The organism is Cetobacterium sp. ZWU0022 (assembly GCF_000800875.1).
In the GTDB taxonomy this organism is placed as follows: Bacteria; Fusobacteriota; Fusobacteriia; order Fusobacteriales; family Fusobacteriaceae; genus Cetobacterium_A.
This window is the reverse complement of the sequence record NZ_JRJZ01000165.1, coordinates 1-24,245: the sequence shown is the minus strand read 5'-3', so window position 1 is coordinate 24,245 and position 24,245 is coordinate 1. Positions and strand designations below refer to the sequence as shown.

Below are 24,245 nucleotides of genomic sequence, written 5' to 3'. Positions count from 1 at the left end.
TCCTCCTATGGTTTTTCTTTATTATATTTTCTTTTTAATGTCCAGTCAATCCTTTTAAATCTGTTTCTATACAATCTTATTTAATTTATTAAAAAAAGATATATTTTGTAAAAATAGCTAGATTAAAATCTAGCTATTTTTATTATCTTATTTTATTTAAAATTCCCATTCCATATACAGGACCAGTATGAGATGCTATAGTTGCCCCAATCTCCATTCTAGCTCTATAATCTAACTTCTTAGTTTTTTCAGCTATACTTCTTAGTTGGTCTGCTGCTTCTAACTCATTACGAGTTCCTCCCCAACCAGTATACATTATAATAGAATTCTTTTCGTTTTTAATAAGTTTCTCCATATAAGATAAAGCTCCTCTTTCACCAAGTGCTTTAGCCTCGATACAAACTTCCCCGTTCTCTAATTTTAAAACAGGTTTTATTTTTAAGAATCCACCAATAACCGATGATGCTCTTCCTATTCTTCCACCTTTTTCTAAATAAGATAACTCTTTTACAACAAAGTAAACTTTCATTTTGCTCTTTGTTTCATCTATCCATTCAATAATTTCATCAAATGATTTTCCATCTTTTACCATTTTTGCTGCCTCAATAACGATATGAGCCAAAGCAAATGTTACAACTTTAGAATCTACTATAGCTATATCATCCTCTTTGTTTAACATACCTCTTGCTACTCTTGCAGCTTGTTGAGTTCCACTCAATTTACTCGAAATATGTATAGAGATAATCTTTTTATATCCTCTCTCTAACAATTTCTCATATAACTCTTTGAACTCTGCTGGTGATGGTTGAGATGTTTTTGGAACAACTCCCTCTTTTAACAATTGTTTCCAGAACTCACCTTTAGACATATCTACACCATCTCTGTAATATGTATCTCCAGCCAATTTGATTTTTAACGGTATAATATCAACATCTAAGCCTTTTATCATTTCTGGAGTTAAATCAGACGTAGAATCTGTTACAATTGCTATTTCAGGCAACTCAGGGTTTCTATTAGTTATATATATATAGTATGGGTAATTTTCTTGCCCTATTACTAAATCTGAATATCTAACTGTCGACTTAATTCCTTTTAAAACTTTATTAGCTTCCTCTGTTGAACCTTTTCCTATACACGCGAATATATTTAAAGTTTCGCTATTTACACACATCTTATAAACAGTTTCTATTAAAGTTTCTAAAGTTGCACCTTTAGCTTTTATTTTTCCATTTACTAAAGCTATATAATCACCTTGAGATATGATCAACTCATCAACTTTCGTATCTCTTACTGCTTGAGTTATCTCTATTGATGTATTAAATGGAAGTTGTTTTAGAATTTCATCCATTCCAAACTCTTTATTTTTTACAACATACTCACCCTCTAGCATAGTTTTAGTTTCTAAAACCATTACCTCTTTTGAAGCTCTTTCTGCAGCAATTTTTGCTGATGATATAATATTTTTGTTATTTGGTAAAATAACTATTTTATCAGCTTTTATTTTATTGATTCCCTCTTCTATATCAGCAACACTTGGATTTTGTGTTTGTCCACCTATTAAAACAGCTGTTGCTCCATTATCTAAGAATAAGTTTCCTAACTCCATGTTATCAACAATAGCAAAATAAGCTATTGGTTTGCTATTTTCATTCTGAACTAAAACTTTTCCTTTTTTATCAACTTTATAATGCTCAGCATCAGCTAATAGCATATTTTTATGTTGAATTTCCATATTATCAATTTTTATATTTGATAAATTTCCTAATTTTCCAGCTATTTCTAAAACTAGCCCTGGATTATTTGTATGGATATGAGTTTTTGTTTTCTTTGATGTCTGTGCACAAACCATTGAATCTCCATGATTTACAATTTTTGATTTATAATCATCTAAATCAAAATCTCCAGATTCTATAACAAACTCTGTACAATACTTAAATTTAATATCTTCAAAAACATGAGTTCCTGAATGTTCCATAATATCTTTTCTTTTAGCTTGAGATTGAACTATTCTCTCTAAATCATGTAACATATCTGGATCTGTAACAGATTTTTCAAATCCTTCTAAGATATAGAATATTCCTTGCCCTCCTGCATCTACAACTCCAGCTTCTTTTAACTTAGGTAATTGATTTGGAGTTTCTTGTACCGCTTCTTGAGCAGCTTCTTTTAAATATACTAAGAACGGAATAAAATCATCTGAAGGTCCTGTATACTTTTCAGCTTCTTCTGCAACCCTTCTTATTACAGTTAACATCGTTCCTTCAACAGGTTCACTTACTGCTTTATATGCCTTTTCTTTAGCAATTCTAAAAGCAATCTTAACATCTTCTACTCCAACTTCCTCTTTGGTTCTAACACCATCTAAGAATCCTTGAATTATTTGTGATAAAATTGTTCCTGAGTTTCCTCTAGCTCCTAAAAGAATAGCTTCTGATACAATATCTGCTAACTCTTCCATATCCGGTTCATGGTTTAATTTTATTAACTCATTCTCCACCGCTTGCAATGTCATTGACATATTTGTTCCTGTATCTCCATCTGGAACAGGATACACATTTAAATCATTTAGAACATCTGAATATTTTGATAACCATCTACTTGCTGCAATTAACAATTTTGTTAATCTTGTAGAATTCAATACCTTAACTTCTATATTCATTATTTTCCTCCATTATTAGAATGTAGGTGGATTTACCACCCAAAGAGCTCTTGCTCTTTTATCTGTATTATTTTTAAATCTATGCTTTTGACTAGATTTAAAGTAGAAGCTATCTCCTTCGTGTAAGTTGTGTACAGCTTCCTCTATATATATATCAATACTCCCTTCAAGAACAAATATAAACTCCTCTCCAGGATGTGTATAATAGCTTCTTCCGCTTTCTCCTCCTGGCCCAATCTCATATAAAATTGGCTCCATGCTCTTCTCTATATTTGATGATGTTAAAAGTGATAATGTTGTATTCGAATCCACACTCTCTACAAATTTTCTCTCTTTTGCTCTAATTAAATCAGAATTTTTCTTTACCTCTTCATCTTCAATTAGATAACTAACTCTTACGTCTAATGAGTTTGCTATTTTCTTCAAATTTTCAATTGAAGGAGATGCTTTTCCTTGTTCTATTTGTGATAAAAAGCTAGCTGATAAATCGACCATTGTTGCCAACTCTCTTAATGATAATGATTTTTCATTTCTGCTCTTTTTTATTCTCTCTCCTATACTCACTTTCTATTCATCCTCCTCTAACATTTTATATAGTTCAAATAGACTATGGAGAACTGTTTTTCTTCTTATTCTCTCTCTATCCCCCGTGAAATTAAATCTAAAACTTGTTATCTTATCTTTCACTCTAACTCCTACATAAACAAGACCAACAGGTTTTTCTTCCGTTCCCCCATTTGGACCAGCAACTCCTGTTGTTGATATTCCAACATTTGTTTCTAATCCATAAACCATTGCTTCTGCTACTTCTTTACTTACAGCTCCATATCTCTTTATTATATTTTTATCAATATTTAAACGCTTCGCTTTTGATTCGTTACTATACGTTATCAATCCCTCTGTGAAAAATTGTGATATTCCTGATACACCGACAATTGTAGATGCTAACATTCCTCCAGTACATGATTCTGCAACTGATATCGTATAATTTTTATTTTTTAAAAACTCAAATACTTTCTCTTCTATTTTTTCATCATCTTCAGTTATAATATATTTTCCTATACTATTATATATCTTTTCCTTAATTTTTTCCACTGTGTTTTTATAGCTCTCTAATGTTTGCATTCTCACTATTATACCATAATCTTTTACTAAAAACTCATACTCTATATTTGGATCTATAAAAAACTCTTTTATTTTCTCTTCTAATATAGATTCTGGAATTCCTGATACTATTATATCCTTTATATATATTGGGTCTATACTCTCACAATAGTTATTTGTATAATATTTCAAAAACTTAGGAAACATATTATAAAGTTCTTTAGGAACTCCTGGAAAAGCTGCAATCCCATCAATAAAAAATGCTGGTGCCATTCCCACATCATTTTTTATTGAAACTGCTCCTTCAGGTTTTTCAACTTCTTTATAGTTCTTTTTTAAGAATTCGATATTTAATTTTTTAAATTTCTGTTTTATCTCTATTAATTCCTCTTCATCAACTAACATCTTTTTATTTAAAAATTTACTGATTGCTTCTTTTGTTAAATCGTCATCTGTTGCACCTAGACCACCAGATAAAATAACTAAATCACTCTTTTCTTTAGCAAATTTAATCGCTTCAAGAATTTTTTCCAAAGAATCCCCTACAGTTAATTTAAAATCTATTTTTATTCCTACTTTATTTAATTCGTTAGCCATAAAAATACTATTCGTATCCAATGTAGCTCCATTTAATAACTCTGTACCCACCATAAGTAAAACACATCTCATTTTTATCTACCTCTTAGAAAAATATAGTCCAAATACAAACCATTAAAAAGTTTCCAATTACCCCTGCTAAGAAATCATCTAAAACAACACCTACTCCATTTCCAAAGAACTGTGATTTATAAATAGGTCCAATTTTTGTTATATCAAAAAATCTAAATATTACAAATCCTAATACTATAGCTACTATTGTTTCAAAAATTCCAACTGGATTTATTAAAAATAACGTTGTTAAAAAACCTAATACCTCATCTATTACTACTTTTTGTGGATCTTTTTCTTTGAATATATCTCTTTCTGCAATATCACAAACATAAACTGATATCGCGAAAAACGTCATTAAAAACATAAAGTAAAATGAGTTATATATCATATTGTTTGGAAATATTCTTTTTAATAAAACTAAACCAATATATATAGGAATTCCACCCAAAGTTCCAAATGTTCCTGGGGCTACAGGCATATCTCCCAAACCGAATACTGTTGCTAAGTTTCTAACTAACTTTATATTCACTTAAAACACTCCTTTTTCATAATTGTAAGGTCTATACTCTCCGTTACCATCTAATATATCCTTTATTTCACTCTCTGTTTCTGTTGTAAACTCTAAAACTAACTCCGAAATTCCAATACTTTCTAAATACTCTTTATCTTCTAATATATTAAGTGGATGCTCTAAATATATTTCACTATTTCCAATATCATTTTGAATAACTGTGAATCTATCCCCTTGTTCATTTTCAATAATTTTTTGATTTTCTGTAGCTATTGATAACTCTGTATACATAGCTCTAGGTCTTCCGTAAGCTAAAATAGCTTTTTTAACTGTCGTTTCTCCAATCTCTTCTAATCTTCTATAGCTAACCTCTGGAGAAACTATTATCGTATCTACATTTGTTAACGTTGAAAAATGATCAAACGCATAACGATTAGATATATTTAAATTCCATCCTAAAGTTATTTCTGAATTTTTATTTTCCAATGCTTGATATAGATTAGTTGCCAATTTATTATATAAATCAACTTTAGTTAGAATCCCCTCTCTCGCTACGTCATAACCTTTATTATAAATTTTTGTTACTCCTAAGTTTTCTAAAACGCTCTTTTGACTATCGTTTGAAACAATAGCTGATATTATCGCCTTTTTTTCTTTTGATTCAAGTCTTGAAAGTTTTATAATCTCTTCAGAAACTTCTCTTCTATAACTTAGAATTAATTTTTCTAAAAGTTCTTTTACAACATCTCTTTTCAGCTGTTTTATAACAGATATTGGTAAGAATATATTTTCATCAATCTCTATATTTTTTACAATCCCTTTAAATGTCGTATCACCAATTTCCAGAATCTTTTCTTCTATAACCTCTTTTGAAGTACCTTTATTTTTAGCTAGTTCAATAGTAGTATCTGAAGATAATTCAGCAGTTATTAATTCTAATCTATTATTTAAAGTCGAAACTTTTATTTTAGGAACATCTCCAAGTTTAGCTGTAAATTGGAACTCTATTAAATGTTTTTTATCTGTTGTTTTTAATTTTTGTTCTATTAAATCACTCACTTCTTTTGAGTAATTTCTATAAACATACTTAGTTCCAACTGGTAAATCTCTCAATACTACCGTTTCTCCAGGATTAGCATCCTTTCTTCCTCTTTCGAATTTAGTATCAATTTTATTTATATAAGTTCCACCGATTTTTTCGTAATCTTTAGATAAAAATGTAACTCCATCACCTAAAATTATTCTCTCTTTTAATTTCAAGTGATTTTCTTTTAACTCACCTAAATTTTTACCTAAATGGCTTGCAAACTCTCTATTCATTATTTCAGGTCTATTTTTATAAAAATACCCTGTGCTGTATCCTCTATTAAATATTTGTGAACTTTTTTCCTCTACATTTTTTCCCTCTATTAGCTCTTTATAATAGCTAACTGTTTGGAATACATAGTTAGGTTCTTTCATTCTTCCTTCTAACTTAATACTATCAATACCTATCTCTTTTAACTTTTGAATCTCTTCAAATCCATATAATTGATCTTTTGGACTTAATAAATATCCTTCTTCCTCTCCATTAGAAGAATATTTTTTTCTGCAAGGTTGAGCGCACATACCTCTGTTTCCACTACGTCCACCTATAAAGCTGCTCATATAACAATTACCAGAATATGATATACAAAGTGCTCCAGAAACAAATATCTCTAGTTCAATTTCACTCTTTTCTCTTATCTCTTTAATCTCCTCAAATGATAACTCTCTTGGTAGAACAACTCTTTCAAATCCTATAGATTTCAAGTAGTTTGCCTCAATATGATTTGCTACCGTCATTTGAGTACTTCCGTGCAATTCAAGTCCTGGATAGTTTTCCTTTATAAATTTTGCTAATCCAAAATCCTGAACAATTACAGCGTCTAATCCGTGTTTGTAAAGTTCTCTCAAATTAATTGAAATTGCTTCAATTTCTACATCCATCATTATCGTGTTTAAAGTTAAAAATACTTTAACACCTCTTTCATGAGCATAATCTAAAGCTTCTTTATACTCTTCTAAAGTTAGATTTACAGCATTTCTTCTAGCTCCAAATCCTTTTAATCCCATATAAATCTCATCAGCACCTGCTTTTATAGCAGCATAAAATCTTTCAATACTTCCTGCTGGAGCAACTATTTTCATATCTTTCCTCTCTCTATACTCTCTATTATTTTTTCTACTTTAATTTTTAATTCTTCTAAAGTTCCATTATTTTCTATAATAATATCAGCTTTTAAATTTCTTTCCTCTCTTGAAATTTGTTTTAAGATAATCTTTTCTATGAGCTCATCATCTATTCCATCTCTTTTTTTTATTCTTTGAATCTGTAATTTTTTCTCTATATCCACAACGATAACCTTATTGCAATACTTATCTAAATTAACCTCAAACAATAACGGTACATCAAAAATTACTATCTCATTACTTTCGAAAAATTTTAAAAATAACTCCTCATAAATTTTTAAAACTTTTGGATGAACAATTGAGTTTAAAATTTCTAATTTATCAGAACTATTAAAAACTATCTTTTTTAATAAATCTCTATTTATAGAATTGTCTTTTAAATTTATAAACTCTTTTCCTAATTTTTCTTTAATTTCCTCTTTTACTAAATCACTTTCTAAGATATTTTTAGCTATCAAATCTGCATCAAAAATCTTTAATCCCATAGATGAAAATATCTTGCTAACTGTCGATTTACCACTACCTATACCACCAGTTAATCCCAATATCATTATTATCTCCTTAAAATCGAATATATTATATTTTAACATATTTTCTGACTTTTTTTGTAAAAAAAAAGAGTGAAATTAAAATTTCACTCTTGGTTTTATATTTAATTAAGCTGCAGTTACTTCTTTAGCTATTGGACCTTTATTTCCTTCTTCTACAACGAATGAAACATTTTGTCCCTCTTCTAAAGTTCTAAACCCTTCCCCAATAATTCCAGTAAAGTGTACGAAATAATCTTTCCCCTCTTCACATGTTACAAAACCAAATCCTTTTTCTTTGTTGAACCATTTTACTGTTCCTTTTAACATTTTAACCTCCGAATAATAAAAAAAGTATAGTAAGTCCCCCTAGGCACTTTATGGATATATTATACATTAAAGAGTTCTTATTTGCAATACATTTTGTTTGTTTTTTGAAGAAATAAATACTTTTTAAGCTCTTATTTAAAATTTAGGACATTTTTTTTGTTTTGTTTAATATTGTAGGATTTTAATAAAAAAAAAGAGAACTACAATGTAGTTCTCTTTTAAAACGAATTAGAATTATACTAATTCGATTATAGCCATCTCAGCAGAATCTCCCTTTCTTACAGAAGTTCTGATGATTCTTGTGTATCCACCGTTTCTCTCAGCATACTTTGGAGCTAAATCGTTAAATAACTTAGCTACAGCCTCTTCGCTTCTTAAGAAAGCGAAAGCTTGTCTTCTGTGTGCAAGAGTTCCTTTTTTACCAAGAGTTACCATTCTCTCAGCAAACTTTCTAAGTTCTTTTGCTCTAGTAACAGTAGTTTCTATTCTATCTGATAAAATTAGAGATATTGTTAAGTTCATTAACATAGCTTTTCTATGATCAGCTCTTCTCCCTAACTTTCTATATGATTTATTGTGGTTCATTAGTCAGTTAGCCTCCTTATCTAATTATTCTACAGATCCATTTCCATTTAGATCGAACCCAAGTTCTTTCATTTTTTCAAGGATCTCATCTAGTGATTTTCTTCCTAGATTTTTTATTTTTAGAAGTTCGTTCATTGTCATTTTAGCCAATTGTCCTACTTCTTCTATTCCAGCTTTCTTTAAACAGTTAAATGATCTAACTGTTAAATCTAGCTCTTCTATTCTTGTATTCATTACATCATCATTTTTGTTTGTTGATGTAGGTGTTTCCTCTTCTTCCTCAAGATCTACTCTTAAGTGGTCCATTCTATTTCCTAAGTCTAGGAATGGGTCTAAATGATACTTCAGAAGTTCAATAGCGTAAGAGATTGCATCTCTTATTTCTACACTTCCATCAGTTTCGATATCTAAAGTTAACTTGTCGAAATCAGTCATTCTTCCAACCATTGTATCCTGAACTGAGTAAGAAACTTTTTTGATTGGTGTATATATAGCATCAACTGCTATAAAATCTACAGCCCAATCTTTTTTCTCTATCTCTTCAGCAACAACAAATCCTTCACCAGTATCAACTATAAACTCCATATCGATCTCTCTATCTGTAGTTAATGTACAGATGATTTGATCAGGATTTACAATTTCTAGTCCAATATCTGGTATTATATCAGCAGCTGTAACAGTCTTAGGTCCCTTTGCAGAAAGAGTCATTTTTCTTTCTCCAGCAGTTTCTGCCTTTACTACTACCTCTTTAACATTTAGCATTATTTCAGTAACGGCCTCTTTAACACCTTCCATAACTGAAAACTCGCTTAGTACTCCATCAATTCTAACTCCTTTAATGGCAGCACCTGGTATAGATGATAGTAAAACTCTTCTCAAAGCATTACCAATTGTATGTCCATATCCTCTATATAAAGGTTCTATAACATATTGACCTGAAAAGTCACTTGTTTTTAATTCGGTAATGTTAATACCCTTAGCATGTTTTTCTATTTTTAACATTTAATCAACTCCTGTCAAAGGATTTATTATCTTGAATAGAACTCAACTATTAAAGCTTCGTTTAGATCGAAATCTAAGTCGTCTTTAGTTGGGTTCTGAAGAACTTTTCCTGCGAAGTTAGCTTTATCTAACTCTAACCATGCTGGAACTGCTTTCTCTTCTATTGCAGTTTTGATTAACTCAATGTTCTTTGAGTTCTCAATTACTGATACTACGTCCCCTGCTTTTACTCTGTAAGATGCAATGTTAACTCTTCTTCCGTTAACAGCAACGTGTCCATGAGACACAACTTGTCTAGCTTGTCTTCTAGTTTTAGCGAACCCTAGTCTGTAAACTACGTTCTCTAATCTTCTCTCTAAGTATTGGATTAAAGTTAAACCAGTAACTCCATCCTTTCTTGAAGCCTCATCATATAATTTTCTGAATTGCTTCTCCATTACATTGTATATAAATTTAGCTTTTTGCTTTTCGTTTAACTGAATTGCATACTCTGTAGGCTTTTTGTTTGCATTTGGTCTTGGTCCTCTGTTAGAAGATTTGTTTACTCCTAAGATAACTGGATCAATTCCAAGAGCTCTACATTTCTTTAAAACAGGTTGTCTATTTCTTGCCATCTCTTTATTGTTCCTCCTTACACTTTAATAAATTACTACGATAATGAGCTTAAAAAGTGTTATTACACTCTTCTTCTTTTTGGTGGTCTACATCCGTTGTGTGGAACTGGAGTTACATCAGTTATTTTTGTAACTTCTAATCCTGCTGCTTGTAGAGATCTGATACATGCTTCTCTACCTGATCCAGGTCCTTTCACTTTTACTTCAACCTTCTTCATTCCGTTTTCCATTGCGATTTGAGCTGCTTGCTCTGCTGCGATTTGAGCCGCGAATGGAGTTCCTTTTTTAGTTCCTTTGAAACCAGAAGTTCCTCCTGATTTCCAACTTACTACTTTACCATCCACATCAGTAATTGCTACTATTGTGTTGTTGAAAGTTGAGTGTATATGAGCTACTCCGTTAGGAATATTTTTCAATTTCTTTTTGATTTTAGCTACTTTTTTCTTAGCCATTTTTTAAGCTACCTCCTTACGATAAAATTCCGTTTTTAACTATACTATAATTAGCTTAAAACTATCTCTTTATAGGTTTTTTAGGACCTTTTCTAGTTCTTGCATTTGTTTTTGACTTTTGTCCTCTTACTGGTAAGTTCATCTTGTGTCTTGAACCTCTGTAACATCTGATGTCCATAAGTCTCTTTATTGCAAGTCTGATCTCTTTTCTAAGATCTCCCTCTACCTTGATAGTTTCAACAATGGCTCTGATTTTGTTTAACTCTTCTTCAGTTAAATCCTTTACTCTAGTGTCAAAGTTTACTCCTGCTTCTGTTAATACTTTTTGTGAAGTTGGTTTTCCAATTCCGTAAACATAAGTTAAAGCAATCTCTATTCTTTTGTTTCTAGGAATATCTACTCCTGCGATTCTAGCCAAAATTCTTCCTCCTCTTCCGAAAATTTTATATATCCGTCAGTATATAAACTGACTAAGACTTTCTTCGGTATGCCTCTTTCGAGTACTAGCTCTACAGCCTAACATACCTTTACAGTACTTCCCATGTCAGTACTAGTTTGCAAAACTTTTCAAGTTATCCTTGTACTTGTTTGTGCTTAGGGTTTTCACAGATAACTCTGATTTTCCCGTGTCTCTTGATAACTTTACATTTGTCACAAATAGGCTTAATTGATACTCTTACTTTCACTTAATTACCTCCTCTCGTGATCATAACTTTACTTTTTTCTGTATACTATTCTTCCCCTAGATAAATCATATGGAGAAATTTGTACCGTTACTTTGTCTCCTGGTAAAATTTTAATGTAGTTCATTCTCATTTTTCCAGAAATGTGCCCTAAAATTGTGTGTCCATTCTCTAATTCTACTTTAAACATCGCATTTGGAAGGGCCTCTAATATAGTTCCTTCTAATTCGATAACATCCTTTTTCGACATACTACCTCCTATCGAACAGAAATTCATATTATTTTAACATTTATTTTACAAAAAGTCTAGCTAATTTTTAACTATTTTTTGATGTATTTACTAGTCTAATTCCGTTAAAATAACTGGCTTCCCATCTATTACGGCAACAGTGTGCTCGAAGTGCGCCGAACGCTTTCCATCTCTTGTCACTACTGTCCACCCATCATCGATTATATTCACTTTGTAGGTACCAATATTTACCATCGGTTCTATAGCTAAAACCATTCCTTCCTCGATTTTTAAACCTCTACCTTTTCTTCCGTAGTTTGGTATACAAGGATCTTCATGCATAGCTTTACCCACTCCATGCCCAGCAAAATCTTTTACTACAGTAAATCCATTTGCTTCAACATATTTTTGGATTGCATTTCCTACATCTCCTAATCTGTTTCCTGCAAATACCTGCTCTATTCCAATTCTTCTTGCTTCTTTTGTAACATCGATTAATTTTTGTGACTCGTCATCAATCTTTCCTACAGGGAATGTAATTGCTGAATCTCCATAGAAACCATCCATTCTAGCCACTACATCAACACTTATAATATCCCCTTCTTGAAGAATTCTACTTTCTTTTGGAATCCCATGAACTACTTCTTCGTTTACAGAGATACAAGATCCTGCAGGATAAGGATTTATTGGTCCGCCAACTCCTACAGTTGCTAGTTCTGCTCCATTCTCGATTAGATAGTTTTCAATAATTTTATTTAATTCATATGTTGAAATACCTGGTTTTATAAACTGAGGTAAATACTCTGAATATAATTTAGCAATTAATTGACATGGTTTTTTGATTTTTTCAATCTCTTCTCTAGTTTTTATTATAACCATATTCTTCCTTTCTAGATATCTAAAAATTATCCTAAAATATTAAAGATTTCCTTTGCAATTTCATTGATCTCTTTAGTTCCATCTAATTCAACCATTACTCCTCTTTCAGTATAGAAGTTAAATAATGGTGCTGTTTGCTCGTGATAAGCTGATAGTCTGTTTTCTACAGTCTCTTTGTTATCATCTTTTCTTACTATTAAATCTGCTCCACAGTAATCACATTTATCCTCTACTTTTGGAGGGTTATTTACAACATGGAAAGATGCTCCACAGCTTGGACAAACTTTTCTTCCTACAACTCTTCCAACGATTAATTCGTCTGGAACATTTAAAGAAATAACTTTGTCTAAGTTCATGTTAAGATCTTTTAAAAGTACCTCTAAAGCTTCTGCTTGAGCTAAAGTTCTTGGGAACCCATCTAAGATAAATCCTTTTTTACAATCTTCTTGAGATAATCTATCCTTTATTATTCCTATTATTGTTGAATCTGGAACTAATTTACCTTCATCCATAAATTTTTTAGCTTCCATTCCCATTTCAGTTCCTTCTGATATCGCTGCTCTTAGCATATCTCCAGTTGAAATTTGAGGAATTCCATACTTATCAATTATAAATTTTGCTTGAGTTCCTTTTCCTGCACCAGGTGCTCCAAATAACATTATGTTCATTTAGTTTCATCTCCTTTATTTTAAATAAAAAGGGCACGACTTATGCCGTGCCTAGATTTTATAAAAATCCTTTATACTCTTTCATGATAAGATGAGCATCTATCTGTTGTACTGTATCTAGTGCAACCCCTACTACTATTATAATCCCTGTTCCACCAAAGAATACTGGTAGTCCAAAAGCCTTAAATAGGACCATTGGTGCAATTGCGATTAAAGCTAAGAAAATAGCTCCACCCCAAGTTATTCTAGTTACAACTCCTTCAAGATAATCAGCTGTATCTGCTCCAGGTCTAATACTTGGAATCGTACCTCCACCTTGCTTTAAATTTTCTGCAACCTTTTCAGGATCGAAAACTATAGAAGTGTAGAAGAACGAGAAGAATATAATTACAGCAGCAAATAGTATTAAATATACAGGATGCTGGTCACTAAATATTCTAGCAAGTACTACTTTTCCAGAAAACTCTCCTGGAAGAACGTTTACTACTAAAGAAGGTATCATCATAACCACTGAAGCAAATATTACAGGCATAACACCTGAACTATTTAATTTCAATGGGATATATGAGTTCTGACCCATTCCATTATTTCCAGCAAATCCTCTTCCTACATAGTGAACTGGTATTTTTCTTTGTCCTAATTGGAAAACAACAATTCCTGCAATCGTTAAAACTGCAGCAACCCCCACTAATAACAAAACAGGAATAAGAAACTTACTCCCTCTCATATCTTGTATAGTTTGAATAACAGCTCCTGGGGCTCCCGAAATAACATTTAAAAAGATTAGTAGCGAAACTCCATTACCTATCCCTTTGATAGATATTTGTTCCCCTACCCACATTAAAAATATTGTTCCTGCCGTTAAAGTTGTTATCGTTGATAAGAAAAATGTAAACCCTGGTGTTGTTACTAATCCTACTGATTGTAACCAAGTGCATACTCCAATTCCTTGGACTATAGCTATTACAATTGTCAGATATCTTGTCCATTGAGTAATCTTGTTTCTTCCTGATTCTCCCTCTTTTTGAATCTCTTCAATTTTAGGAATAATTACAGCAAGTAAGCTAAATACAATTGATGAATTGATATATGGTACAATTCCCAATGCAAATATAGATACTCTTTGGAATGCCCCACCTGAGAACATATTAATATATCCTAGTAAATCACTCTGCGCAGTCATTTGAGCCAAACGATCAATGTCCACACCAGGAGCAGGGATATATGTCCCTACCCTAGCTACTAGGAACATTAATAAGGTGAAGATGATTCTCTCTCTCAGTTCCGGAATTTTAAATATACCTCTAAGCTTCGTTTCAAACTTTTCAATTAAACCCAAAATTCTTCACCTCACATTGAAATAACTAGTTCTTATTACTTGTTATTTTTTGCTACATCAGCAAAAGTTTTTACTTCTATAATTTCTACAGATCCACCTTTTGCTTCGATAGCTGCTTTTGCAGAAGCAGAAACTTTATGAGCTTTTACAGAAACTTTCTTTTCTAGCTCTCCGTTTCCTAAAACTTTGATTCCTGCAAGAGTTTTCTTGATAATTCCAGCTGCTACTAATAGCTCAGGAGTTACTTCAGTTCCCTCTTCGAATCTATTTAAATCACATAAGTTTATTACTGCATAATCTTTTCTGAATATAGCGTTAGAGAATCCTCTCTTTGGAGTTCTTCTATATAAAGGCATTTGTCCACCCTCGAAGTAAGGTTTTACCCCTCCTCCAGCTCTAGAGTTTTGACCATTGCTTCCTTTTCCAGCAGTTTTTCCTAAACCTGAAGACTCTCCTCTTCCGATTCTTTTTCTAGCTTTTCTTGGTACAGAAGGCTTTAATTCATTTAATTTCATTGATTATTGCACCTCCTCTACTTTTATTAGGTAAGAAATTAGAGCGATTTTCCCCATTAATTCTGGAGTCACGTTATGCTCTCTAACATCATTCATCTTCTTAAGCCCTAGCGACTTTGCAGTAGCTATATGGTTAGGCTTTCTTCCGATTATGCTTTTTACAAGCTCTATTCTAAGCTTTGCCATCTTTTTTTACCTCCTAGCTTAAGATTTCCTTTACTTCTTTTCCTCTTAAAGCTGCAACTTCTTCAGCAGTTCTTAATGCTGCTAATCCTTCGATTGTAGCTCTTGCAACGTTGTGCTTGTTTCTTGATCCTTTTATTTTTGTAAGGATGTTGTGTACTCCTGCTAACTCAAGAATCTCTCTACAAGATGATCCTGCGATAACTCCAGTACCTTCATAAGCTGGTGCCATCCAAATTGATGTTGCTCCCCACTTACCAACGATTTCATGAGGAATAGTAGTTCCTTTTAACGAAACCTTTACCATGTTTTTCTTAGCAGCAGCGATTGCTTTTCTGATTGCATCAGGTACACCATTCGCTTTTCCTAATCCCATTCCTACGTTTCCTTCAGCGTCTCCTACAGCAGCTAAAACTGAGAAAGATATTGTTCTTCCTCCTTTAGTTGTCTTAGAAACTCTAGAAATCTTTAATAATTTCTCTTGAAATTGTTTTTCTTCTTTAACTAACTTAGACAAGTGAAGTCCTCCTCTCTACAAGAATTAGAATTTAAGTCCTGCTTCTCTTGCAGCCTCTGCAAGGGCAGCTACTCTTCCTGTGTATTTATAACCAGATCTGTCAAATACGATAACAGATATATTTTTTGCTACAGCTCTTTCAGCTATTAGCTTTCCAACAAGCTTAGCAGACTCGATGTTTCCACCGTGTTTTACATCTCCTTTGATCTCTTTAGCTATTGTAGATGCAGAAACTAAAGTTACTCCATTTACGTCATCAACTAATTGAGCAAAGATGTTGTTGTTTGATCTATATATAGAAAGTCTTGGTCTCTCTGCTGTACCAGAAATTTTGTTTCTGATAGATAAGTGCTTTCTTCTTCTAATAGCGTCTCTATTAACTTTCTTAAACAACGTTTTAACCTCCTTATTCTCAGCATACTAACTATATTTAGTTAGTATTATGATTTCTTACCTTCTTTTCTTCTGATTACTTCGTCAGAATACTTAACTCCTTTACCTTTGTAAGGCTCTGGAGCTCTCTTAGATCTGATGTCAGCAGCAACTTGTCCTACTACATCTTTCTCTATACCTTCAATGTGGATAGTTGTATTTTTCTCAACTGTCATTTTGATTCCTTCAACAGCATCGATTACAACTGGGTGAGAATAACCTAAAGCCATCTCTAATCCAGCATTTTTCTCAGTAGCTCTGTATCCAACCCCTACTAAAGTAAGAGTTTTCTTGAACCCTTCAGAAACTCCAACAACCATGTTGTTTAATAGAGCTCTTGTAGTTCCGTGTATAGCTCTTACAGCTGGTAAGTCATTTGGTCTAGCAACTGTAATTTCGTTGTTCTCTACGTTTATTGTTAACTCTTCGTTAAAATTCTTAGTTAAAGTACCTTTAGGTCCTTTTACAGTAACTACATTTCCTGCAGCTACTGTAACTTCTACCCCAGCAGGTACCACTATGATCTTTTTACCTACTCTTGACATATGGCTACCTCCTAGTTATTACCAAACGAATGCAAGAATTTCTCCACCAACGTTTTCTCTTCTAGCAACTCTATCTGTTACGATTCCTCTAGAAGTTGAAACGATAGCAATTCCTAAACCTGATAATACTCTTGGCATATCTTCTACAGAAGAATAAACTCTTCTTCCTGGCTTAGATATTCTCTTGATTCCTTTGATTACTCTTTCTTTTCCGTCATACTTTAAGTATACTCTTATATTCTTTTTATTTCCATCTGTTACAATTTTGTAGTTAGAAATATATCCCTCTTCTTTTAAAATCTCAGCGATTTTCTCTTTCATGTTAGAGTGAGGAACATCTGTTTTCTCGTGCATTACAGCATTTGCATTTCTAACTCTTGTTAACATATCTGCAATTGGATCTGTTAAAAACATCTATTAAATCCTCCTTTCATCAATTACCAAGATGATTTCTTTACACCTGGAATAAGTCCAGCACCTGCTAATTGTCTGAACTTAACTCTCGAAATTCCGAATTCTCTCATGAATCCTCTTGGTCTTCCATCTAATTGACATCTATTTTTCTTTCTAACTTCTGAAGAGTTCTTAGGTAATTTGTTTAGCTCAAACATAGCTTCCATATCTCCCTCGTTGATTCTCTTCTTCAGTTCAGCTCTTTTTTCAGCATATTTATCGCATAAAGTTGTTCTTTTTGCTTCTCTAGCGATCATTGACTTTTTAGCCATTTATTCTTAACCTCCTCACTATTTACTTTTTGAAAGGCATTCCGAATGCCTTAAGTAAAGCTCTTCCTTCTTCATCTGTTTTAGCTGAAGATACTATAGTGATAGACATTCCTAAAAGCTTGTCAACTTTATCAAACTCGATCTCAGGGAAAACTAATTGATCTCTTAATCCTAAAGAGTAGTTTCCTCTTCCGTCGAATGAATCCGCTGGAACTCCTTCGAAGTCTCTTACTCTTGGAAGAACTACATTTACTAATCTATCTAGAAAATCGTACATTCTCTCTTTTCTTAAAGTAACTTTTGCACCGATTGGCATTCCTTCTCTTAACTTAAATCCAGCTTCTGATTTTTTTGCTTTTCTTACAACTGGTTTTTGTCCTGTGATTATTGCTAAATCAGCCATTGCAGCATCGATTAACTTAGAGTTTTGAGTTGCCTCTCCTACTCCCATGTTAACAACGATTCTGTCTAATTTTGGACATTCCATAACGTTTGATAATCCTAACTCTTTCATTAAGTTAGCAACTATTGTATCGTTATATAACTTGTGATATCTAGAAACGTATTTAGACACTTACGTTCTCCTCCTCTCTTATAAAGTTTCTCCAGATACTTTAGAGTATCTTACTTTTTTACCGTCCACAAACTTGTATCCAACTCTAGTTGGTTTACCAGCTTTCTCATCAAATAACATTACTTTTGAAGAGAACATTGGAGCTGGTTTAGTTACAACTCCACCTTGTGGGTTTATTTGTGAAGGTTTCATGTGCTTTGTAACCATGTTGATGTTCTCAACAACGATTTTTCCTTTTTTAGGGAACACTTTTACTACCTTACCTGTTTTACCTTTATCTTTTCCAGATATTACGAAAACTGTATCTCCAGTTTTTACATGTAATGAATCTGGTACAAATTTAATCTTAGGTTTAGCCACGACAATTAGCCTCCTCTCTCAATTATATTACTTCTGGAGCTAGTGATACTATCTTCATGAAGTCTTTAGCTCTTAATTCTCTTGCAACTGGTCCGAATATTCTTGTTGCTTTTGGTTCATTGTTATTGTTTAAAACAACAGCTGCGTTGTCATCAAACTTAATGTATGATCCATCTTCTCTTCTTAATTCTTTTTTAGTTCTAACAATAACTGCCTTTACTACGTCTCCTTTTTTAACGTTTCCACCAGGTATTGCTTCCTTAACTGATGCCACAACAATGTCACCGATTCTACCGAATCTTCTTCTAGATCCTCCAAGAACTCTTATAACCATAAGTTTTTTAGCTCCCGAGTTATCAGCAACATTAAGGATAGTTTGTTGTTGTACCATTAAATTATCCTCCTCTCAACAATAATTTGGATTATTATCTAGCTTTCTCTATAATATCAACTAGTCTCCATCTCTTATCTCTAGATAATGGTCTAGTTTCCATGATTCTTACTTTATCTCCAGTTTGAGCTACGTTGTTCTCGTCATGTGCTTTGAACTTCATAGTCTTCTTAACTCTCTTTTTATAGATTGGGTGTAATGTCATTGTTTCGATAGCAACAACTATCGTCTTGTCCATCTTATCTGAAACAACGATTCCTTCTCTTAATTTTCTCTCGTTTCTCAAGATTTTGACCTCCTCTTCTTAAGAATCTATATTGTAAACAAAAGATTTAATTATCTTTCGTTTAATATAGTGTTTATTCTTGCGATCTCTCTTCTTACTTCTCTTATCTTAGCAGTGTTAGTTACTTGTCCTAATGAAAGTTGGAACTTTAGGTTGAATAATTCTTCCTTAAGCTCTTTACACTTTACTACTAAGTCTTCAGTAGATATTTCTCTTATTTCCTTAGCTCTCATTAGTTCTCACCACCATTCTCTCTTTTTACAATCTTACATCTGATAGGAAGTTTCATAGAAGCTTTTCTTAAAGCTGCTATAGCTTTCTCTTCAGTAACACCAGATACCTCGAACATTATTCTTCCAGGTTTAACTACTGCTACCCAACCTTCTACGTTTCCTTTACCTTTACCCATTCTCACTCCAGCTGGTCTAGCAGTGATTGGCTTATCAGGGAATATTCTTATGAAAGTCTTACCTTCTCTTTTGAATGTTCTGTTGATTCCAACTCTACAAGACTCGATCTGTCTGTTTGTTATCCATGCTGGCTCAAGGGCTTGTAATCCGTAATCTCCGAAAGCAACAGTGTTACCTCTTTGAGCTGTACCCTTCATTCTTCCTCTAAACATTTTTCTATGTTTCGTTCTTTTAGGCATTAACATGATTACGCTTCCCCTCCTTCCTTCTTAGTTGGAAGTACTTCACCGTGGAAGATCCAAACCTTGATTCCAAGAGCTCCATAAGTTGTATGAGCTGTAGCTGTAGCGTAGTCGATATCTGCTCTTAGTGTATGTAGAGGTACTTTACCTTCTACTACCCACTCAGATCTTGCGATCTCAGCACCATTTAATCTTCCAGAAACCATAACTTTGATTCCTTTTGCTCCAGACTTCATTGCTCTCATAACAGCTTGGCTTACTGCTCTCTTATATGCTACCCTTTTCTCGATAGATGTAGCGATGTTTTCAGCAACTAAAGTTGCATCTTTGTTAAATTCTTTAACTTCTTGAACTTTAACTGTAACTTTTCTTCCAGTTAATGTCTCAAGTTTAGCTCTTAAAGATTCTATTTCAGAACCTTTTCTTCCGATGATTATACCAGCTTTAGCTGTGTGTATTAAAACTACAACGTGTGATGGAGAAGTTCTCTCGATTTTTACCTTCGAAATTCCCGCGTGGAAGTAGTTCTTTTTGATCATTTCTCTGATCTTTGTATCTTCATGGAAGAACTTTGCGTATTCTTTTTTATCTGCATACCAGATAGAATCCCAAGTTCTTGTTATTCCAAGTCTCAGTCCTCTAGGGTCTACTTTTTGTCCCACAGTCTTACCTCCTTACTACTTTTCAGACACTGCCACAACAATGTGTGCTGTTGGTTTTCTTATTATATCTGCTCTTCCCATTGCTCTAGGCATGATTCTTTTTAGAGCTGGTCCGTCATTTATCATTATAGTTGATACTACTAACTTTTCTTCGTCCATATTGAAGTTGTTAGTTGCATTAGCAATTGCTGATGCTAGTGTTTTCTTTATAAATCTAGCTGCTTTTTTGTTAGTAAATTCTAACGTATCTAAAGCTTCTAATGCTGATTTTCCTCTCACTAAGTCTGCTACAAGTCTAGCTTTTCTTGGAGATAATCTTACGAATCTAGTTATTGCTCTAGCTTCCACTAGTCCAACCTCCTTTTTCTACTATCAATTTATTCTATTAAAATCGATTATTTTTTCTTTTTCTTTTTGTCTACACCGTGACCATAGTATGTTCTAGTTGGTGCGAACTCACCTAGTTTATGTCCAACCATTTGCTCTGTTACATGAACTGGTATATGTTTCTTTCCATTGTAAACACCGAAAGTTAATCCTATAAAGTTAGGGAATATAGTTGATCTTCTTGACCAAGTTTTTATTACCGCTTTTATATTTTCAGTAGCAACTGCTTCGTCAACTTTCTTCATTAAGTGGTGGTCACAAAAAGGTCCTTTTTTTAATGATCTAGCCATTACCTATTAGCCTCCTCTCGAAAATTACTTTTCGTTTCTTCTTCTTACGATAAACTTGTCAGAAGTTTTTCTTCCTCTTGTCTTAACACCATGAGCTGGTTTACCCCAAGGAGTCATTGGAGATTTTCTTCCTACTGGAGCTTTACCTTCTCCTCCACCGTGTGGGTGATCACAAGGGTTCATTACAGATCCTCTAACGTGAGGTCTTCTTCCTTTGTGTCTGTTTCTTCCAGCTTTACCTAGTGAAACTAGGCTGTGCTCAGAGTTTCCTACTTCACCGATAGTTGCCATACATTCTCCGTGAACTAATCTTAATTCACCTGATGGTAACTGAACGTGACAGTAAGTTCCTTCTTTTGCAACTAGTCTTGCTGCAGTTCCTGCAGATCTAACTAATTGTCCACCCTTTCCTCTTTGTAACTCAACGTTGTGTATCTGTGATCCAACAGGCATCTCTTTTAATTTAAGAGCATTTCCTGGCTTTATTTCAGCATTTGAACCAGCCATTACGATATCACCTTTCTTAAGTCCCTTTGGAGCAAGAATATATCTCTTTTCTCCATCTGCGTACGATAATAGAGCGATGTTTGCCGTTCTATTTGGATCGTACTCAAGTGATACTACCTTTGCAGGTACATCTAATTTATTTCTTTTAAAGTCGATGATTCTGTAAAGTCTTTTGTGTCCCTTGTCTCTATTTCTACAAGTTCTGTGTCCATAGTTATCTCTACCATAAGCAGATTTTAATGGAGTAGTTAAAGACTTTTCAGGTCTAACTTTATCTAAATCTTCGTTAACTAATCTAGACATATGTCTAGTACCATTAGTTATAGCATTTAACTTTCTAATTGCCATCTTTGTTAACCTCCAAAATTTCCTGACCTATAATTATCTTTAGCTTTATCCTTATTTTATTATTATAAAGAACTAAACTTCTAATTATTTTTCAATTATACTTCTGCGAAGTAAGTTATTGTGTTTCCAGCAGCTAATTTAACAATAGCTTTTTTCTTAGCTTGAGTCTTGTAAAGTTTCATTCCATGTCTTTTAGTAACTGGCTTTACATTGATTGTAGCTACAGATTCAACTTTTACGTTAAATATAGTTTCGATAGCTTTTCTGATCTCAACTTTATTTGCTTTTGGACTTACCTCAAATGTGTACTTGTTGTAATCTCTTCTTAAAATCTCAGTTTTTTCAGTGATTACAGGCTTCTTTACGATATCGTAAGCAGTCATTATGCAAGCACCTCCTCGATTGTCGTTAACGCTTCCTTAGTTACGATAACTTTCTCTTGCTTTAATAACCAGTAAACTCCAATCTCATTTGGTTGAAGAACTACTGCGTTCTCTAAGTTTCTAGCTGATAAGTATAAGTTGTAATCAGCTTCTGTAGCAAGGTCATTTACAACGAATAATTGCTTTGTGTTAGCTGTTAAAGCGTTAGTTAAAGCGATTATTGTTTTTGTTTTTGGAGCTTCGATAGTTCCATCAAGAACTAAGATTTCTCCAGCAGCAACTTTCGCAGAAAGTGCTGATCTTAAAGCAAGGTTTCTTACTTTTTTGTTTACTTTTTTCTCGTATGATCTTGGTTGTGGTCCGAAAGTAACTCCTCCACCTACCATGTGTGGAGCTCTGATAGAACCTTGTCTAGCTCTTCCAGTTCCTTTTTGTTTGAAAGGCTTTCTTCCTCCACCTTTAACCATAGCTCTAGTTTTAGTAGCTGCAGTTCCTTGTCTAGCAGCTGCTAACTCTGCAGTTAATACTTCATGTAATACTGCTTGATTAGGCTCGATTCCAAATACAGAATCTTTAACTTCTACAGTACCAGTTTGGTTACCTGCTAAGTCATATATGTTTAAAACTGCCATTATTTTCCTCCTTCCTCATCTACTAACTAATTATTTCTTTACAGCCGGTTTAACAACGATATATCCGTTCTTTGGACCAGGTACTGCACCTTTAATTAGTAGTAAGTTGTTTTCTGCGTCAACTTTAACAATTTTTAAGTTTTGAACTGTTACAGTTGCATTTCCGTATTGTCCAGCCATTTTTTTGTTCTTAAGAACTTTTCCAGGCCAAGACGACATTCCTATTGATCCTCCAAGTCTGTGGTTTCTTGAAACCCCGTGTGAAGCTCTGTTTCCACTGAAGTTATGTCTCTTCATAACCCCTGAAGTTCCTTTACCTTTTGAAGTACCAGTAATGTCTACGAAAGCAACCTCTGCTAAAGTATCCACTTTGATCTCTTGTCCAAGTTCGATTCCTTCTACTGAATCAACTTTTAACTCTTTAACAAATCTTAACGGCTTTACACCAGCTTTGTTAAAAATTCCCATTAATGGCTTTGTAGTATTTTTTTCTCTTTTTTCGTCAAATCCTAATTGTAAAGCTGTGTATCCGTCGTTCTCTGCAGTCTTCTTTTGAAGAACAAAGTTAGGTCCAGCTTCAACAACAGTAACTGGAATAAATTTTCCATCTTCGAAAATTTGAGTCATTCCAATTTTTTTTGCTAAAATTCCTGACATGTGTTTTACCTCCATCAAATAATATATTGGTTGACAACTTGCCCTCGTGGTTCCACCACTTTTCTTTAAAAAAAACGCCAACTTGTATTATTCTGTAAGGATAATTTAATTCTTAGCATCAAATTACCCGAAAATCAGCTGTCTGCTTTTTTCATCAGAACCTTTTCAACAAACTATTACGCTTGCTTTATTTCGATTCCAACACCAGCTGGTAAGTTAACTGCTGTTAAAGAAGCAATTGTCTTAGGGTTAGAGTTTTTAATCTCTACCATTCTTCTGTGCACTCTCATCTCGAATTGCTCTCTCGAGTCTTTGTTTACGTGTACTGATCTAAGTACAGTATATTTTTTTATTTTTGTAGGTAGTGGCATAGGTCCTGCAATTTCTGCTCCAGATTTCTTTGCTACTTCTACTATCTTTTTAGCTGATTGATCTAATAAAGTGTGATCATAAGCTTTTAAGTAAATTCTTAACTTGTTAGAAGCCATTTTACTTTTCGCACCTCCTTAAAAGTTTCGATTAAAAGAATTAAATAATTCTTTTGTACACTCTGGTAATTATATCACATTTTTTACAAAAAGCAAATGTTTTTTGCTTTTATTTAAAAGTTTTTTTACTTAGCTTTTTTAGGATTATAAAAGGGGACTAAGTCCCCCTTTATATGAACTAAATTTCACTTAGTTTTTAATTCTTGATTTAAGTAAGATTACTTAGTAATTTCTGCAACAACTCCAGAAGCTACCGTTCTTCCTCCT

Annotated in this window: 38 protein-coding genes; all 38 read right to left on the bottom strand. The window is 33.1% G+C overall.

Translation table 11 applies throughout. The features are described 5' to 3' along the window. Positions 1-142: 142 nt before the first annotated feature. Entirely contained in the window at positions 143-2,659 is a 2,517-nt protein-coding gene (locus tag L988_RS11610) for a DegV family EDD domain-containing protein (RefSeq protein WP_047384445.1), read from the bottom strand. 15 nt (positions 2,660-2,674) lie between these two features. Further along, positions 2,675-3,223 carry a helix-turn-helix domain-containing protein gene (locus tag L988_RS11605; protein WP_047384444.1) on the bottom strand — a complete coding sequence of 183 codons (549 nt, stop codon included), beginning with the start codon at positions 3,221-3,223 and terminating at the stop codon, positions 2,675-2,677. A gap of 3 nt (positions 3,224-3,226) precedes the next feature. Then, positions 3,227-4,432 (bottom strand): CinA family nicotinamide mononucleotide deamidase-related protein, encoded by a 1,206-nt coding sequence (locus L988_RS11600; protein WP_047384442.1) that lies wholly within the window; start codon positions 4,430-4,432, stop codon positions 3,227-3,229. A 13-nt stretch (positions 4,433-4,445) separates the two neighbouring features. Beyond that, on the bottom strand, positions 4,446-4,943 hold the full coding sequence (locus L988_RS11595; RefSeq protein ID WP_047384441.1) for a phosphatidylglycerophosphatase A: 498 nt from the start codon (positions 4,941-4,943) through the stop codon (positions 4,446-4,448). Further along, positions 4,944-7,094: a U32 family peptidase gene (locus L988_RS11590; protein ID WP_047384439.1), complete on the bottom strand. Its 2,151-nt coding sequence runs from the start codon at positions 7,092-7,094 to the stop codon at positions 4,944-4,946. It abuts the gene before it with no gap. Further along, positions 7,091-7,687 (bottom strand): dephospho-CoA kinase, encoded by a 597-nt coding sequence (gene coaE / locus L988_RS11585; protein WP_047384437.1) that lies wholly within the window; start codon positions 7,685-7,687, stop codon positions 7,091-7,093. The genes L988_RS11590 and coaE overlap by 4 nt, the downstream gene beginning before the upstream one ends. Positions 7,688-7,792: 105 nt before the next feature. Then, positions 7,793-7,993, bottom strand: a complete 201-nt coding sequence (locus L988_RS11580; protein ID WP_047384435.1) for a cold-shock protein — start codon at positions 7,991-7,993, stop codon at positions 7,793-7,795. A 234-nt stretch (positions 7,994-8,227) separates the two neighbouring features. Continuing rightward, entirely contained in the window at positions 8,228-8,578 is a 351-nt protein-coding gene (gene rplQ / locus L988_RS11575; protein ID WP_023050832.1) for a 50S ribosomal protein L17, read from the bottom strand. 24 nt (positions 8,579-8,602) lie between these two features. After that, on the bottom strand, positions 8,603-9,580 hold the full coding sequence (locus L988_RS11570) for a DNA-directed RNA polymerase subunit alpha (protein ID WP_047384433.1): 978 nt from the start codon (positions 9,578-9,580) through the stop codon (positions 8,603-8,605). Positions 9,581-9,606: 26 nt separating this feature from the next. Continuing rightward, entirely contained in the window at positions 9,607-10,194 is a 588-nt protein-coding gene (gene rpsD / locus L988_RS11565; RefSeq protein ID WP_047384432.1) for a 30S ribosomal protein S4, read from the bottom strand. A 62-nt stretch (positions 10,195-10,256) separates the two neighbouring features. After that, a complete protein-coding gene (rpsK, locus tag L988_RS11560) occupies positions 10,257-10,646 on the bottom strand; it encodes a 30S ribosomal protein S11 (RefSeq protein WP_047384429.1) in 390 nt (129 codons plus the stop codon). 61 nt (positions 10,647-10,707) lie between these two features. After that, complete coding sequence (rpsM, locus tag L988_RS11555; RefSeq protein WP_023050828.1) at positions 10,708-11,064, bottom strand: 30S ribosomal protein S13; 357 nt, start codon at positions 11,062-11,064, stop codon at positions 10,708-10,710. Positions 11,065-11,218: 154 nt separating this feature from the next. Beyond that, positions 11,219-11,332 (bottom strand): 50S ribosomal protein L36, encoded by a 114-nt coding sequence (gene rpmJ, locus L988_RS11550; protein ID WP_040407302.1) that lies wholly within the window; start codon positions 11,330-11,332, stop codon positions 11,219-11,221. A 28-nt stretch (positions 11,333-11,360) separates the two neighbouring features. Then, positions 11,361-11,579 carry a translation initiation factor IF-1 gene (gene infA, locus L988_RS11545; RefSeq protein ID WP_040407300.1) on the bottom strand — a complete coding sequence of 73 codons (219 nt, stop codon included), beginning with the start codon at positions 11,577-11,579 and terminating at the stop codon, positions 11,361-11,363. A gap of 90 nt (positions 11,580-11,669) precedes the next feature. Further along, positions 11,670-12,437: a type I methionyl aminopeptidase gene (gene map / locus L988_RS11540; protein ID WP_047384427.1), complete on the bottom strand. Its 768-nt coding sequence runs from the start codon at positions 12,435-12,437 to the stop codon at positions 11,670-11,672. Positions 12,438-12,463: 26 nt separating this feature from the next. Beyond that, positions 12,464-13,105 (bottom strand): adenylate kinase, encoded by a 642-nt coding sequence (locus L988_RS11535; RefSeq protein ID WP_047384426.1) that lies wholly within the window; start codon positions 13,103-13,105, stop codon positions 12,464-12,466. Positions 13,106-13,163: 58 nt separating this feature from the next. Beyond that, the gene (gene secY / locus L988_RS11530) at positions 13,164-14,444 is read right to left on the bottom strand and encodes a preprotein translocase subunit SecY (protein WP_047384425.1); all 1,281 of its coding nucleotides are present in this window, start codon (positions 14,442-14,444) and stop codon (positions 13,164-13,166) included. A 35-nt stretch (positions 14,445-14,479) separates the two neighbouring features. Further along, positions 14,480-14,959 (bottom strand): 50S ribosomal protein L15, encoded by a 480-nt coding sequence (rplO, locus tag L988_RS11525; RefSeq protein ID WP_047384423.1) that lies wholly within the window; start codon positions 14,957-14,959, stop codon positions 14,480-14,482. Between the two features lie 3 nt (positions 14,960-14,962). Continuing rightward, a complete protein-coding gene (rpmD, locus tag L988_RS11520) occupies positions 14,963-15,145 on the bottom strand; it encodes a 50S ribosomal protein L30 (RefSeq protein WP_047384421.1) in 183 nt (60 codons plus the stop codon). A 13-nt stretch (positions 15,146-15,158) separates the two neighbouring features. Beyond that, positions 15,159-15,659 carry a 30S ribosomal protein S5 gene (gene rpsE / locus L988_RS11515; protein ID WP_047384418.1) on the bottom strand — a complete coding sequence of 167 codons (501 nt, stop codon included), beginning with the start codon at positions 15,657-15,659 and terminating at the stop codon, positions 15,159-15,161. 24 nt (positions 15,660-15,683) lie between these two features. Next, the gene (gene rplR, locus L988_RS11510; RefSeq protein ID WP_047384416.1) at positions 15,684-16,052 is read right to left on the bottom strand and encodes a 50S ribosomal protein L18; all 369 of its coding nucleotides are present in this window, start codon (positions 16,050-16,052) and stop codon (positions 15,684-15,686) included. 47 nt (positions 16,053-16,099) lie between these two features. Continuing rightward, complete coding sequence (gene rplF, locus L988_RS11505) at positions 16,100-16,636, bottom strand: 50S ribosomal protein L6 (RefSeq protein ID WP_047384414.1); 537 nt, start codon at positions 16,634-16,636, stop codon at positions 16,100-16,102. An 18-nt stretch (positions 16,637-16,654) separates the two neighbouring features. Then, positions 16,655-17,050: a 30S ribosomal protein S8 gene (gene rpsH / locus L988_RS11500; protein ID WP_047384412.1), complete on the bottom strand. Its 396-nt coding sequence runs from the start codon at positions 17,048-17,050 to the stop codon at positions 16,655-16,657. A gap of 23 nt (positions 17,051-17,073) precedes the next feature. After that, positions 17,074-17,361, bottom strand: coding sequence for a 30S ribosomal protein S14 (rpsN, locus tag L988_RS11495; protein WP_047384409.1), 288 nt, complete (start codon positions 17,359-17,361; stop codon positions 17,074-17,076). A 22-nt stretch (positions 17,362-17,383) separates the two neighbouring features. Further along, positions 17,384-17,935 (bottom strand): 50S ribosomal protein L5, encoded by a 552-nt coding sequence (gene rplE / locus L988_RS11490; RefSeq protein ID WP_047384408.1) that lies wholly within the window; start codon positions 17,933-17,935, stop codon positions 17,384-17,386. 18 nt (positions 17,936-17,953) lie between these two features. Beyond that, positions 17,954-18,295, bottom strand: coding sequence for a 50S ribosomal protein L24 (gene rplX / locus L988_RS11485; protein ID WP_047384405.1), 342 nt, complete (start codon positions 18,293-18,295; stop codon positions 17,954-17,956). A 22-nt stretch (positions 18,296-18,317) separates the two neighbouring features. Then, the gene (rplN, locus tag L988_RS11480; protein ID WP_047384403.1) at positions 18,318-18,686 is read right to left on the bottom strand and encodes a 50S ribosomal protein L14; all 369 of its coding nucleotides are present in this window, start codon (positions 18,684-18,686) and stop codon (positions 18,318-18,320) included. Between the two features lie 34 nt (positions 18,687-18,720). Beyond that, complete coding sequence (gene rpsQ / locus L988_RS11475) at positions 18,721-18,972, bottom strand: 30S ribosomal protein S17 (protein ID WP_081982619.1); 252 nt, start codon at positions 18,970-18,972, stop codon at positions 18,721-18,723. Between the two features lie 50 nt (positions 18,973-19,022). After that, positions 19,023-19,205 carry a 50S ribosomal protein L29 gene (gene rpmC, locus L988_RS11470; protein ID WP_023050812.1) on the bottom strand — a complete coding sequence of 61 codons (183 nt, stop codon included), beginning with the start codon at positions 19,203-19,205 and terminating at the stop codon, positions 19,023-19,025. Beyond that, a complete protein-coding gene (gene rplP, locus L988_RS11465) occupies positions 19,205-19,627 on the bottom strand; it encodes a 50S ribosomal protein L16 (protein WP_023050811.1) in 423 nt (140 codons plus the stop codon). Before rplP ends, rpmC begins: the two co-directional genes overlap by 1 nt. Positions 19,628-19,629: 2 nt before the next feature. Beyond that, on the bottom strand, positions 19,630-20,286 hold the full coding sequence (gene rpsC / locus L988_RS11460; protein ID WP_047384400.1) for a 30S ribosomal protein S3: 657 nt from the start codon (positions 20,284-20,286) through the stop codon (positions 19,630-19,632). Between the two features lie 15 nt (positions 20,287-20,301). Next, positions 20,302-20,634, bottom strand: coding sequence for a 50S ribosomal protein L22 (rplV, locus tag L988_RS11455; RefSeq protein ID WP_023050809.1), 333 nt, complete (start codon positions 20,632-20,634; stop codon positions 20,302-20,304). A 47-nt stretch (positions 20,635-20,681) separates the two neighbouring features. Continuing rightward, positions 20,682-20,963 carry a 30S ribosomal protein S19 gene (gene rpsS, locus L988_RS11450; protein ID WP_047384397.1) on the bottom strand — a complete coding sequence of 94 codons (282 nt, stop codon included), beginning with the start codon at positions 20,961-20,963 and terminating at the stop codon, positions 20,682-20,684. A 24-nt stretch (positions 20,964-20,987) separates the two neighbouring features. Beyond that, on the bottom strand, positions 20,988-21,818 hold the full coding sequence (gene rplB, locus L988_RS11445) for a 50S ribosomal protein L2 (protein ID WP_047384395.1): 831 nt from the start codon (positions 21,816-21,818) through the stop codon (positions 20,988-20,990). A gap of 95 nt (positions 21,819-21,913) precedes the next feature. Next, positions 21,914-22,201: a 50S ribosomal protein L23 gene (rplW, locus tag L988_RS11440; protein WP_023050806.1), complete on the bottom strand. Its 288-nt coding sequence runs from the start codon at positions 22,199-22,201 to the stop codon at positions 21,914-21,916. Continuing rightward, positions 22,201-22,833, bottom strand: a complete 633-nt coding sequence (gene rplD / locus L988_RS11435; RefSeq protein WP_023050805.1) for a 50S ribosomal protein L4 — start codon at positions 22,831-22,833, stop codon at positions 22,201-22,203. The genes rplW and rplD overlap by 1 nt, the downstream gene beginning before the upstream one ends. Positions 22,834-22,863: 30 nt before the next feature. Then, on the bottom strand, positions 22,864-23,490 hold the full coding sequence (rplC, locus tag L988_RS11430) for a 50S ribosomal protein L3 (RefSeq protein WP_047384393.1): 627 nt from the start codon (positions 23,488-23,490) through the stop codon (positions 22,864-22,866). 176 nt (positions 23,491-23,666) lie between these two features. Beyond that, a complete protein-coding gene (rpsJ, locus tag L988_RS11425) occupies positions 23,667-23,978 on the bottom strand; it encodes a 30S ribosomal protein S10 (protein WP_023050803.1) in 312 nt (103 codons plus the stop codon). Between the last annotated feature and the right edge of the window lie 267 nt (positions 23,979-24,245).

Coding starts and splice junctions, on each gene's coding strand:
- L988_RS11590 (WP_047384439.1), bottom strand. CDS start 7,094: ATGAAAATAGTTGCTCCAGCAGGAAGTATTGAAAGATTTTATGCTGCT.
- L988_RS11570 (WP_047384433.1), bottom strand. CDS start 9,580: ATGTTAAAAATAGAAAAACATGCTAAGGGTATTAACATTACCGAATTA.
- L988_RS11610 (WP_047384445.1), bottom strand. CDS start 2,659: ATGAATATAGAAGTTAAGGTATTGAATTCTACAAGATTAACAAAATTG.
- rpsK (WP_047384429.1), bottom strand. CDS start 10,646: ATGGCTAAGAAAAAAGTAGCTAAAATCAAAAAGAAATTGAAAAATATT.
- coaE (WP_047384437.1), bottom strand. CDS start 7,687: ATGATATTGGGATTAACTGGTGGTATAGGTAGTGGTAAATCGACAGTT.
- L988_RS11535 (WP_047384426.1), bottom strand. CDS start 13,105: ATGAACATAATGTTATTTGGAGCACCTGGTGCAGGAAAAGGAACTCAA.
- rplP (WP_023050811.1), bottom strand. CDS start 19,627: ATGTTAATGCCTAAAAGAACGAAACATAGAAAAATGTTTAGAGGAAGA.
- L988_RS11580 (WP_047384435.1), bottom strand. CDS start 7,993: ATGTTAAAAGGAACAGTAAAATGGTTCAACAAAGAAAAAGGATTTGGT.
- rplC (WP_047384393.1), bottom strand. CDS start 23,490: ATGTCAGGAATTTTAGCAAAAAAAATTGGAATGACTCAAATTTTCGAA.
- infA (WP_040407300.1), bottom strand. CDS start 11,579: ATGTCGAAAAAGGATGTTATCGAATTAGAAGGAACTATATTAGAGGCC.
- rpsN (WP_047384409.1), bottom strand. CDS start 17,361: ATGGCTAAAAAGTCAATGATCGCTAGAGAAGCAAAAAGAACAACTTTA.
- rpsD (WP_047384432.1), bottom strand. CDS start 10,194: ATGGCAAGAAATAGACAACCTGTTTTAAAGAAATGTAGAGCTCTTGGA.
- rpsJ (WP_023050803.1), bottom strand. CDS start 23,978: ATGGCTTCTAACAAGTTAAGAATTTACTTAAAAGCTTATGATCACACT.
- rplW (WP_023050806.1), bottom strand. CDS start 22,201: ATGACTGCTTACGATATCGTAAAGAAGCCTGTAATCACTGAAAAAACT.
- rpmC (WP_023050812.1), bottom strand. CDS start 19,205: ATGAGAGCTAAGGAAATAAGAGAAATATCTACTGAAGACTTAGTAGTA.
- rplO (WP_047384423.1), bottom strand. CDS start 14,959: ATGAAATTAAATGAATTAAAGCCTTCTGTACCAAGAAAAGCTAGAAAA.
- rpsS (WP_047384397.1), bottom strand. CDS start 20,963: ATGGCTAGATCATTAAAAAAAGGACCTTTTTGTGACCACCACTTAATG.
- rplN (WP_047384403.1), bottom strand. CDS start 18,686: ATGGTACAACAACAAACTATCCTTAATGTTGCTGATAACTCGGGAGCT.
- rplD (WP_023050805.1), bottom strand. CDS start 22,833: ATGGCAGTTTTAAACATATATGACTTAGCAGGTAACCAAACTGGTACT.
- rplF (WP_047384414.1), bottom strand. CDS start 16,636: ATGTCAAGAGTAGGTAAAAAGATCATAGTGGTACCTGCTGGGGTAGAA.
- rplQ (WP_023050832.1), bottom strand. CDS start 8,578: ATGAACCACAATAAATCATATAGAAAGTTAGGGAGAAGAGCTGATCAT.
- rpsH (WP_047384412.1), bottom strand. CDS start 17,050: ATGTTTTTAACAGATCCAATTGCAGATATGTTAACAAGAGTTAGAAAT.
- rpmD (WP_047384421.1), bottom strand. CDS start 15,145: ATGGCAAAGCTTAGAATAGAGCTTGTAAAAAGCATAATCGGAAGAAAG.
- L988_RS11600 (WP_047384442.1), bottom strand. CDS start 4,432: ATGAGATGTGTTTTACTTATGGTGGGTACAGAGTTATTAAATGGAGCT.
- map (WP_047384427.1), bottom strand. CDS start 12,437: ATGGTTATAATAAAAACTAGAGAAGAGATTGAAAAAATCAAAAAACCA.
- rplB (WP_047384395.1), bottom strand. CDS start 21,818: ATGGCAATTAGAAAGTTAAATGCTATAACTAATGGTACTAGACATATG.